3 protein-coding genes are annotated in these 12,363 nt (G+C 69.3%); 2 read left to right on the top strand and 1 reads right to left on the bottom strand.

Features of this window, described 5'->3' with window-relative positions; all coding sequences use genetic code 11:
- Window positions 1-15: 15 nt before the first annotated feature.
- Window positions 16-201 carry a hypothetical protein gene (locus BM150_RS23590; RefSeq protein ID WP_139219402.1) on the bottom strand — a complete coding sequence of 62 codons (186 nt, stop codon included), beginning with the start codon at window positions 199-201 and terminating at the stop codon, window positions 16-18.
- 138 nt (window positions 202-339) lie between these two features.
- Here BM150_RS23590 and wecB point away from each other — a divergent pair, with 138 nt between their 5' ends.
- Both wecB and BM150_RS24830 read left to right on the top strand, forming a co-directional pair.
- Window positions 340-1,602 carry a non-hydrolyzing UDP-N-acetylglucosamine 2-epimerase gene (gene wecB, locus BM150_RS00010; RefSeq protein ID WP_092921937.1) on the top strand — a complete coding sequence of 421 codons (1,263 nt, stop codon included), beginning with the start codon at window positions 340-342 and terminating at the stop codon, window positions 1,600-1,602.
- Window positions 1,603-2,158: 556 nt separating this feature from the next.
- Window positions 2,159-12,363, top strand: a 10,205-nt coding sequence (locus tag BM150_RS24830; protein WP_217641270.1) for a LamG-like jellyroll fold domain-containing protein, incomplete at its 3' end; no start/stop codon positions are given.

Here is a 12,363-nt window from a genome sequence, read left to right as displayed (position 1 = left end):
CCGGGAACCATCCGATCATTTCTCGTGCCCGATCAGGAGCGTGGCCTCCGGTCGCCGGTGCAGTCGCACGGATCGCACGGCCAGCAGCAACGCCAGCAGTGAAAGGATCGACAGAACACCGTAGAGAACACCGGGGTTACCGCTGGTGCTCGCGATTCCCATGCTGGACACGGCAGCGCCGCAGAACCGAAGAGAATACATGTCCACTCCGTTCGAACAAGATCTTTCATTATTCGGACACGAGCGCGGACGTGCATGCGGTACCGCGCTTCTTTCGGTATAGATCCCCTGTGGGTCGAGCAGAGTCGGCCGTTTTCGGCGTGTCGGAGGTCGCGGAATATGTACGGCAGCGAGATTAACAGTTTCGCACCTCACGGGCAGTCAGAAGTGTGGCTCGTCGCGGGAACACGCCCCGAGGCGGTCAAACTCGCCCCGGTTGCCCGCGCGTCGTTCGACAACGGTCGGATACGTCCGGTAATGGTGGCGTCCGGACAGCATCCGGAAATGGTTTCGCAGGCGTTGCGCACCTTCGGCCTGGAGTCCGACGTGGACATCACGGTGCGCCGCGGCAGCGGGACGCAGCCGGAACTGCTGAGCGAGCTGATCACGGCTCTGGACGAGTTGGCCGAGAGCCGGCCGCCGGCAGCGGTGCTGGTGCAGGGTGACACCACCACGACGCTGGCGGGCGCGCTCACCGCTTTCTGGCGCCGTGTTCCGGTGGTCCATCTGGAGGCGGGACTTCGCTCGTTCGACCTGCGAGCGCCGTTCCCGGAGGAACTCAACCGAAGAATGGTCACCCAGGCCGGCGATTTTCATCTCGCCCCTACCGAGCTCGCGGCGCGGAATCTGCGCGATTCCGGGATCGCCCCCGAAAGAATCCTGGTGAGTGGCAATACCGTGGTGGACGCGGTGGAATCGGCAACCCGCGGTGAAAGGGTGTTCGAGAACGGGGAACTGGCCGGGACGGTGGAACGGGCCGCCAACGGCGACGATCGATTGGTATTGGTGACCGTGCACCGCAGGGAATCCTGGGGTGAGCCGATGCGGCGCATTCTCACCGCGGTCCGGGAGCTGACCACGCTGCATCCCGACATCCGGGTGGTGCTGCCCGCTCATCCCAATCCGCGGGTCGGCGGGATGGTCCGGGGCATGTTCGAGGCCGATCCCCGCGTGCTGGTCACCGATCCACTGCCCTACGGTGAGCTGGCGCACGTGCTCGCCGCCAGCACACTGGTGCTCTCCGATTCGGGCGGGATCCAGGAGGAGGCGCCGGCCTTCGGCGTTCCGGTGCTGGTGCTGCGCGACGTCACCGAACGCACCGAAGCCGTCGACGCGGGGTGTGCTCTGCTGGTGGGCTCCGAGCGGGCCCGGATCGTGCACCACGCCTCGCGGTTGCTCGACGACGCCCGTGCCAGGGAGTCGATGCTGGCCGGCGGCAATCCGTTCGGTGACGGTCGCGGCGCCGAGCGGGCCGAGGCCGTACTGGCGTGGCTGCTCGGTGCGGCTCCGGAACTTCCCGAACCGTTCGTGGCCGCTACCTCACCCGCGTCCGGGGCGTGCTCGTCCGCGGACTCGACGGGGCTGCCCGAGCACTTCGGCTGATCCCGCTCTCGCGGTCGGACGCTCCGCTCGTCGTCCGTTCCCGTCGCCCCGCGACACCGAGATCGGCGATCACCGCGTCCGCCGGGAATCCGTCTCCCGGCGGATTCTTTTTTCACTCCGGGTGACGCAACCGAACGCGCGGGAATCACGTCCCCGACACGAAGAGTGTTCTCACGGAGAGCGCTCGAAGGTTCCACGCGCGCGGTTTAATCGTCAAACGATTTCTTGTCCATGTCGAAAATTGTGAAAACGAACACCGCGCGAACCGGTTGATCGGCACAAAAAGATCACAAAGAGATATACCCTCTTCAATTCACGCCAGTTTCACGGCTAAGTTCCGCCGGGCGTTTCGACGGCCGGGCCCGGATTGCCGGGGTCCGCCGCGTGACGCCGGTACGTGCAGTTCGGGACCGAAGGGAGACGGGTCCGGTGTGGGCACACCGCGTTCCGTCGCTCCGGCGTGGCCGGTGCTCCGCTCGGTTCCACTCGGGTCGTGGTCGGCTCTCCGCTGTCGCGGTGGGGCGGGTCGCGGCTCACGGCTGGTGAGGAACTTCTGATGAGCTACGACGCGCGCCGTGGCAACACGCTGCGTCCCGCCAGGCTCGGATCGCTGCTGCTCGCGTTGGCAGTGGTCATGGGCCTGATCAACGCCCCGCAGCTGCAGGCGCGGGCCGCCACGCAGGGCGAGATCCCGGAACAGCGGCAGGGCAGTGCGGCCGGGCGCTCCCACGACGCCTCCAGCGAGGACACCTCGGCCGAGAACGGATCCGGCGGGAAGTCGCACAACGCGCCGCCCGCCGAGGGACTGCCCTCGGACGAACGCCCGCCCGCCCCGGAACTGCCGCAGCAGTTGCCGGAGAAGGCGAAGGTCAGCATCGGCTCCGAACCGGACGCCGCCACTCGAGGGTTCGATCCCAGCACCAGCCGTGAGCTCAAGAGTGAGCGCTCCAGCCAGAGCCAGACCTTCGCCAACGCCGACGGCACCAGGACGCTGCGCGTCTACCAGAGCCAGAAGTTCGCCGAGACCGCCGACGGCGGCCTCCAGCCGGTCGATCTGACCCTGGAACAGGACGGCGGCGTCTGGAAGACCACCACCGACTCGCGGACCAAGAACTTCGCGGACGCCGCGAACACCTCCGAGATCGCCTCGATCGAACTCGCCGACGGCAGATCCCTGGGATTCCGGGTGGCCGACGCCGCCGACGTCGCCGCGAAGGTCTCCGGCAGCTCGGTCACCTACCCGGGGATCCGGCCGCGGGCCGATCTCAACCTGCAGGCCACCGCCGTCGGTATCAAGGAGACGATCCTGCTGAAGTCGGCCGACGCGCCGACCGTGTGGGACTTCCCGATGAACGTCGGCGACCTCACGCCGGAGCTGCACGAGGGCTCGGTGCTGCTCAAGGACTCCGAGGGCGAGGTCCGCCACGTCATCCCACCGGGCTACATGGTGGACTCCAACGTCCACCCCCGCTCCGGTGAGGGCGTGCGCTCCGACGGTGTGAAGTACGAGATCGTCGGCGACGCCGAGCAGCCCGTGCTGCGGGTCTCGGTGGACGAGGAGTGGCTCGCGGACCCGGAGCGGGTCTTCCCGGTCAAGGTCGACCCGAGCGTGGTCGGCAAGGACACCGACGGCACCACCTACGTGCAGTCGCCCTACGACAGCGACTACTCGGGCGAGCCCAACATGAGCGTGGGCACCTACAACGGCGGTGGCAACAAGGCCGCCGCCTTCCTGAAGTTCGACTCGATCAGCTCCGAGCTGGCGGGCAACTACGTCCTCGGTGCCAGGTTGCGGATGTTCGAGACCTGGTCCTACTCCTGCGATCCCAGGCCGGTGCGGGTGCACGAGGTCACCCAGCCCTGGTCGGTGCAGGGCAACAAGAGCTATCCCGGCCCGACCACCGGAGCGGAGATCGCCCGCAAGAGCTTCGCCCACGGCTACAACGACAGCTGCGGGTCGCAGTGGGTGGACATCCCGCTGGGCAACGCCGGGCGCGATCTCGTGCACGGCTGGACCCACGGCGAGCCCAACCACGGCCTGGCGCTGCGCGCCTCGGACACCGACTCCAAGGGTTGGAAGAAGTTCGCCAGCGCGGCCTCGGCCAACCCGCCCTACCTGGAGGTCACCTACACGCCGTACTGGGCCGACTACGAGCTCGGCGGCATGAGCCCGGTCGTCACCAGCAGCGACGACGGCCGGATGAGCGTCACGGTGACCAACCGCGGGCGCGACACCTGGACCCCGGACAACGACTACAAGCTGGGCTACCGGCTCTGGGACGCCGAGGGCAACGAGCTGCCGCGCACCTCCACGGCGTGGACGGACATGCCGCACGACGTCGCTCCCGGACAGACGGTCACCCTCGACGCCCGCGTCGAGAAACTGCCGCCGGGCGAGTACTCGCTGCGCTGGGACATGGACCACTACGGCACCAACCGGTTCTCCTGGACCGGTGCGCCGATGTCGGCGTCGGTGGCGTTCACCGTGCCCAACCAGCCGCCCGCCGTGGACTCCATGTCGCCGCCCAGCGACTACAACGCCTCGGTGCTGACCCCCACGCTCGCGCTGACCGGTCACGACCAGGACGTCTACCCGGGCGAGGGCATCAACTACCGCTTCAAGGTCTGCTCCGCGCCCGGTGAGGACTGCTTCAACTCCGGCTGGGTGGACTCCCCGGTCTGGTCGGTGCCGGAAGGCGAGCTCACCTGGGGCGAGAACTACGTCTGGTACGGCCAGATCGGCGACATGCGGATCGCCAGCCCCTGGACGCAGGGCTCCCACCTGACCACCAAGGTGCCGCAGCCACCGGTGACCAGCCACCTCTCGTCCGGTGACGAGGTCGGTGGGCGCGTCGACCCCGGCGTGGGCAACTTCGCCGAGGTCGAGACCGACGCCGAGATCGCCGCCGTGGGGCCGGAACTGTCCGTGGCGCGCTCCTACAACAGCCTCGACCCCAGGCAGAACCTGGCCTTCGGCTCCGGCTGGTCGACCAAGTGGGACGCGCGGGTGGTGCCCGACGACGACGGTTCCGGCAACGTCGTGGTCACCTACGCCAGCGGGCAGCAGGCCCGCTACGGGCGGAATCCCGACGGCAGCTACGCCACCCCCTCCGGACGCACCGCCACGCTGGTGCGCACCGAATCGGACGGTTGGACGCTGCGCACCCAGGGCGGCCAACGCTACGAGTTCGACTCGAACGGACGGCTGAGCCGGATCGTCGACGCGCAGGGACGCGAGCAGCACCTCTCCTACGACGGCTCGGGCAACCTCGCCACGGTCACCGACGCCACCTCGGGGCGCTCGCTGAACCTGACCTTCTCCGGCGGGCACGTCACCGAGGTCAGCACCGCGCCGGATCCGGTGCTGACCTGGCACTACCACTACGACGGCGACCGCCTCACCAGGGTCTGCGACCCCACCGGGGCCTGTGACAACTACACCTACACCGACAGCTCGCACTACCGCGCGGTCACGCTCGACGCCAACCCGCGCGCCTACTGGCGACTGTCCGAAGAGTCCGGCACCGCCGTGACCAGCGAGGTGCCCGGCTACTGGGAGTCCAAGGAAGCCACCTCCCACGACCTCACCCACGGCAGGCCCGGCCCGATCGCGGGCAGCTCCACCACCGCGGCCGGTTTCGACGGCTCGTCCAGCTACGTCCAGCTGCCCGACGACATGGTGCGCAACTCGCAGTACCTGGCCGTGGAGATGTGGTTCAAGACCAGCAGTTCCAACGGTGAGATCCTGTTCTCCACCGGCTACGACCGGCCGGGCACCTCGAACCCGAGCGACGCCGCCATGCCGGTGCTCTACGTGGGCACCGACGGCAAGCTGCACGGCCACTTCTGGAACGGCAAGACGGCCGGGATCGCCACCGGTTCCACCGTCAACGACGGCGAGTGGCACCACGTCGTGCTCTCCGGCGCCCGCGACACCCAGACGCTGTTCCTCGACGGGCGGACCGTGGGCAGCCAGAGCGGAAAACTCGCCAACGTCGACCCGCTCAACCACGTCGGCGCGGGCTGGTTCAACTCCCGCGACTGGCCCGCCGCCCCCAACGCGACGTGGGACTACTTCGACGGCGACATCGCCGAGGTGGCGATGTACCACCAGCCGCTGGGCCGGACCGTCGCCGCCGAGCACTACGAGGCCCGCGCCGCCACCGAGCAGCTGACCTCCATCAAGCGCGCGGGTGGTGCCTACGCGGCCGAGATCTCCTACGATTCGTCCACCGCCAGGGTGACCAGCTACACCGACTCGGACGGCGGCACCTGGCAGGTCGGCGAGTCCACCACCGAGGGTGACGGGTTCCGCTACGGCGAAGCGGTGACCGGATCGCGCCCGAACGCCCACTGGCGACTGCGGGAGAACGAGGGAACCACCGCGCGCAGCGGTCCCGCGCTGCGGCGCGCCGAGTACCACTCGGTCTCGCGCACCTCCGGCCCGTTCCCGGACACCGCGGCGCGTTCCTTCGACGGGCAGAGCTCCTACGTCCAGCTGCCGGACGACGCGCTCACCGGCAGGAAACGACTGGCGGTCGAACTGTGGTTCAAGACCTCCAGCACCGACGGCGGTGTGCTGTTCTCCACGGGCAACAACCGCCCGGACGACGAGAACCCCACCGGCGGTGCCATGCCGGTGCTCTACGTGGGCACCGACGGCAAGCTGCACGGCCACTTCTGGAACGCCAAGACCGAGGGCGCCGTCTCGGCGAACCAGGTCAACGACGGCCAGTGGCACCAGGTGATGCTGTCCGGCAAGCCCGAGCAGCAGACGCTGTACCTGGACGGTAACGCCGTCCAGACGCTGCAGGGCGAGCTGCAGAACATCGACCCCTACGGCTACGTCGGAACCGGGCTGCTCAACGGCCTGAACTGGCCCGCCAAGCCCGAGGGCACCTGGGGCTACTTCGAGGGCTCGATCGGCCAGGTCGCGCTGTACCCCTACGGGGTCTCGGCCTCCGACGCCCAGGAGCACTACGCGGCGCGCGGCGACGCGGCCGACTACCGGGCGGCCGTGCGCGAGGAGAACGTCCACACCCTCTGGACACTGGGTGATCCGGCGGGCAGCACGCACGCCGAATCGGTGCACGCGCTGACCGACGCCACCTACCACGGTGTCGACAAGGGCGTTTCCCCGCCGATGCGCGGTGCGGGAGCCGTCGGTTTCGACGGGCAGAGCTCGTACGTGCGCCTGCCCAACAGCCAGGCGCGCGGCCGCAGCCGACTGTCCGTGGAGATGTGGTTCAAGACCTCCAGCTCGGCCGGCGGGGTGCTTTACGCCACCGGCTACTTCGGGCCGAACGTCTCCCAACCGTCCACCGGTGCCGTGCCGGTGCTCTACGTGGGCACCGACGGCAAGCTGCGCGGGCACTTCCGCAACGGCGAGGTTTCGGGGATCACCACCGACTCGGCCGTCAACGACGGTGAGTGGCACCACGTGGCGCTGTCGGCCGCCGGCGACTCGCAGCGGCTCTACCTGGACGGCGACATGGTGGGATCGCAATCGGGCGAGGTAGACAACTTCTTCCGCTACGACTTCCTCGGCATCGGACAGGTCGACTCGAAGGACTGGCCCGCCCTGCCCGACCAGGTGTGGAACCACTTCGAGGGTTCCATCGGCGAGGTGGCCCTCTACCACCGGCCGCTGGACAGCGCCAGCGTGGCCGACCACTACTCGGCCAGGAACGCGGCCACGGCCGTGGACATCACCGGTCCGGACGGCGGGGTCCGCACCTACACCTACGATCCCAACGCCGGTGGCCGGACCATCTCGGTGACCAACTCGGACGGCGCCACCAAGGTGTACGGCTACGACACCGGCGGGTTCGTCAACCGGATCACCGACGCCAACGGCAACACCACCAGGATCTCCAACGACGAACGCGGCAACCAGCTGTCCCGCACCCGGTGCCGCACCGACGGCACCGAGAAGTGCTACACCAGCTACCGCTCCTACTACCACAACCCCGACGACCCGCTGGACCCGCGCAACGGCAAGGTCACCGAGTTCCGGGACGCCCGCTCGGCCTCCGAGACCGACGACACCTACCTGACCACCTACTCCTACAACGCCGCGGGCAAGCTCACCAGCACCTCGGAGCCGGGTGAGACCGGCGGTGCCCAGCGCACCACCACCAACGCCTACACCACCGGCGACGAAACCGCACCGGACGGCGGAACCCAGCCACCGGGGCTGCTGGCCTCCGAGACCGACCCGGCGGGCAACACGACCAGCTACACCTACACCAGCGCCGGTGACCTGGCCGGCGTCACCGACCCGGCCGGGCTGGTCACCGAGTACGACTACGACGGGCTCGGGCGCAAGACCACCGAGACCCAGATCTCCGACAGCGAACCGGACGGGCTGACCACCACCTTCGACTACGACCAGGCATCCAGGCTGGTCGAGAAGGTCGGGCCCGAGACCGAGAACGCCGTCACCGGCGAGCTCCACCAGCGCCGGGTGCGCAACACCTACAACGGCGACGGCAGCATCGCCGAGACCACGGTGGACGACGCGCTGGGCAACGACCCGGCCCGCACCACCTCCTACACCTACGACAACCGGGGCCGTCGCCTGGAGGTCACCGGCCCCGAGGGCGGGGTCACCCGCACCGAGTACGACGAGTTCGGCGAGGTAGTGCGCCGGGTGACGCCCACCGGGACCGAGTACACCTACACCTACACCGCCGCCCGGCACCAGCTGGCCACCATGACGGTGACCGGGTTCAGCGGTGACGGTTCCGAACCGCACGACGTGGTGCTGGAGTCCCGCGCCTACGACCCGGCGGGCCGGCTGGCCAGCGTCACCGACGCGATGGGCCGCACCACCACCCGCACCTACTACGACGACGGGCAGCTCGCGGCCGAGCGACTGCTGGACTATCAGGACCCGGAAAGCGGCGAGACCCGCGACCTGCTGCTGCGGCGCTACGAGTACCTGGGCAACGGCTCCGAGTCGCTGGTGGTCCGCGGCGACGGGCAGTACAGCACCAGCACCGAGTACGACCCCGCCGGACGCCCGGTGCGCAGCACCGACCGCGAGGGCGAGCGGGTGCTGCGCTCCACCGAGACCAGCTACGACGCGGTCGGCAACCCGGTCGAGGTCATCGACCGGAACCCCAAGGGCGAGATCGTCCGGCACGCCGAGAGCGGCTACGACCCGATGGGGCGGCGCCTCTCGCACACCGTCCACACCGGCGGGGAAACCCTGGTGTCGAAGAGCCACCGCGACCAGCGCGGGCTCGTGACGTCCACGGTGGACCCGAGGGGCACCGCGCAGGGCGCCGACGCGGCAGAGTTCACCACCGAGTACGGCTACGACGCGCTCGGCAGGCGCGTCACCGTGACGCGACCGGAGGTGCGGGCCGAATCCGGCGGCAACCCGGCCGAGCCCGTCTCGCCGGTGGTCACCAACGGCTACAACACCTTCGGCGAAGCGGTGGCGCGGCGCGGCCCGAACGGCAACGTGACCACCAGCGCCTACGACAAGGCCGGGCGGCAGGTGAGCACCACCAGGCCCGACTACACCCCGCCGGGCGCGAGCCAGCCGATCACCGCCACCAGCACCAAGAGCTACGACGCGGCCGGTCGCGTGGTCGAGAGCACCGACGCGCTGGGCGACACCACCACGTTCGGCTACGACGAACTGGGCAACCTGGTGCGGCGCACCAATCCCGCACGCGAGGGCGAGCAGTCCGGCGGCGTGTGGCGCGCCACCTACGACCCGCTGGGCGAGCGGCTCTCGGTCACCGACGTGACCGGCGCCGAGCGGCACTACACCTACGACGAGCTCGGCAGGACGATCACCTCCACCGTGGTGGAGCGCGTGCCGGAACCGACCAGGAACCTGACCACCCGCTACACCTACGACGCGCTGGGCAACCCGGCCTCGGTCAGCACGCCCACCGGCTTGACCACCACCTACGAGCACGACGACCTCGGCAACCCGGTGAGCATGACCGACCCGGCGGGCAACACCACCACGTCGGTCCACAACGCGCAGGGCAAGCCGGTCTCGATCACCGAGCCGTCCGGGGTGACCACCACCTACGAGTACGACCTCGCGGGCAGGCTGCTGCGCACGGCCGATCTGGACGCCGCCGGTAACGAGGTGCGCAGCCGCGGCTTCGGCTACGACCGGGCGGGCAACCAGGTCAGCAGCACCGACGCGCACGGGGTGACCACCACCCGCTCGTTCGACCCGCTGAACCGGCTGCGCTCGATCACCCGCCCGGTCGCCGACGGCGAGGAGATCACCACCAGCTACGGCTACGACGCGGCGGGCAACGTCACCAGGGCCACCGACGGCAACGGCAACAACACCGTCTACACCGTCAACTCGTGGAACACGACCGAGTCCACGATCGAGCCCGCCACCGAGCGGCACCCGGACGCCGCCGACCGCACCTACACCACCGCCTACGACGCGCTGGGACGGGTGAAGCGGGAGATCCAACCGGGCGGGGTGACCGTCAGCAAGTCCTACGACGCGCTGGGCAACCTCGTCGGCGAGAGCGGCTCCGGCGCGGAGGCGTCCACCCCGGACCGGAGCTTCGGCTACGACAAGGCCGGGCGGATGACCTCGGCCACGGTGTCCGGCAAGACCAACACCTTCGGCTACGACGACCGAGGCAACCTGGTCTCGGCCAGCGGCCCCTCCGGTGACTCCACCTTCGCCTACGACGACGAGGGCAGGATCAGCACCACCACCACGGCGGCGGGCGAGGCGTCGTTCGGTTACGACGCGGCCGGACGGCTGGCCACGGCGGTGGACCCGCTCACCGGCATCACCGCCACGTACGGCTACGACGACGCCGGGCGCCGCGCCCGCGTGGAGTACGGCAGTCAGGGGACCTACCGCGAGTACGGCTACGACGAGCTCAGCAGGCTCTCCTCCGACACGGTGCACCGGGCCGACGACTCGGTCAGCACGGAGCTGTCCTACGACTACGACGTCGCCGACCGGCTGATCAGCAAGCAGAACTCGACGGCCTCGGCCACCACGACCTCGAACTACACCTACGACAAGGCGGGCAGGCTCACCTCCTGGGACAACGGTGACCAGGTCACCCAGTACTCCTGGGACGCGGCGGGCAACCTCGTCGGCTCCGGCGGTGAGACGGCCACCTACGACGAACGCAACCGGCTGCTCTCGCGGGGCGGCACCGAGTTCGAGTACTCGGCGCGCGGCACCGTGACCGCCCGGAGCGCGGGTGGGACCACCACCGACGTGCGGTTCAACGCCTACGGCGAGATGACCGCCGACGGCGGCAAGTCCTACGGCTACGACGCGCTGAACCGGCTGGTCTCGTCCGGGTCGCGTTCACTGTCCTACGCGGGCGACTCGCTGAAGGTGACCTCGGACGGGCAGAGCGAGTACTCCTACACGCCGGAGGGTGCCGCGCTCGGGGTCGGCAACGGCGACTCGGCCGGGATCGCGGTGACCAACCAGCACACCGACCTGGTGGGCACGGTCTCGCCGGGTGACGGTTCGGTGTCGGGGTGGCGCTCGTACTCGCCGTTCGGCCAGGTGAGCGAGCAGGAGGGCTCGCAGCCCTCGCTGGGTTACCAGGGGCAGTTCACCGATTCCGACAGCGGCAAGGTGAACATGGGCTCGCGCTGGTACCGGCCCGGCACGGGCACGTTCACCTCGCGCGACTCGGCGAACCTGGATCCGACCAGCACGACCGATGCCAACCGGTACGCCTACGCGGGTGGTAATCCGCTGACGCGGGTGGATCCGCGGGGCTACTTCTGGGGTTCGGTGGTCGATGTCGTCAAGGAGGTGTCGGGCTACAACGACGCCAAGCGGTGTTTGCAGGGCTCCTGGGCGGGGTGTGCCTGGACGGCGGCGAACTTCACGCCGTTCGGCAAGATCGCCAAGGGGGTCAAGACCGCCTACAAGGGCTACAAGACCTGGAGCCGGGGCCGGAAGGCCGGTAAGACCGTCGACGACGTGCCGTCCAGTGGTAGGAAGTTCAACCGCGGGGGCGGTAAGACCAAGGCCAAGAGCAAGGGTAAGAGTCGCGGTCGGGGTAAGGGCCGTGGTAGGGCCGGTGGTCGGTTCGGTAAGGGCGTGGGGCACGTCGGTGGGCGTGTGGCCGTTTCCGCTGGTGGTTCGGCGGGTGTGGAGGTCTCGTCGCGGGCGGCGATCGCTCAGGCCAGGGCGGCGGCGCGTGAGGCGGCCCGGTTGGCGGCGCGGCGGAATCGGGTGCGTGAGGATGCGATGACGCATCACCCCAAGCCGAAACCGTCGAACACGGTCTCCGACCAGGTGCGCGACAGGTTGGATCGGCTGGACAACCAGGAGCCGATCGAGCTGGGCGTGTTGGCCGCGGATGCGGCGTCGGCGGGTTCTGCGGAGGATGCCGGTGGGTTCGTGCCGGATGCGTTGGGGGCTGTGGGTGGTCTCCGGCGTGGTGGCGGCATGTCCCGTCCGGGGTCGACGCCGGATCTGCCCGGTAGTGGTTCGGCGCGGTCGTCGGGCTCTGGCGGTTCGTCGGGTGCTGGTGGTGGGTGCACGCCGAACAGTTTCGTGCCGGGTACCGAGGTGGTGTTGGCCGATGGGTCGCGGGTCGCGATCGAGGAGGTCGAGCTCGGGGATCGGGTGTTGGCCACCGACCCGCAGAGTGGGGAGACCGGGCCGGAGCGGGTGACGGCCACCATCACCGGCCAAGGTGAGAAACACCTGGTAGAGGTCACCGTCGATGTCGATGGTGACCGAGGTGGGGCGACCGACTCGGTGACGGCGACGGG

The sequence above is a fragment of the Actinopolyspora alba genome (assembly GCF_900112765.1).
In the GTDB taxonomy this organism is placed as follows: Bacteria; Actinomycetota; Actinomycetes; order Mycobacteriales; family Pseudonocardiaceae; genus Actinopolyspora; species Actinopolyspora alba.
Note: the sequence above shows the minus strand (reverse complement) of the source record. Positions and strands in the feature narration are given on the sequence as shown.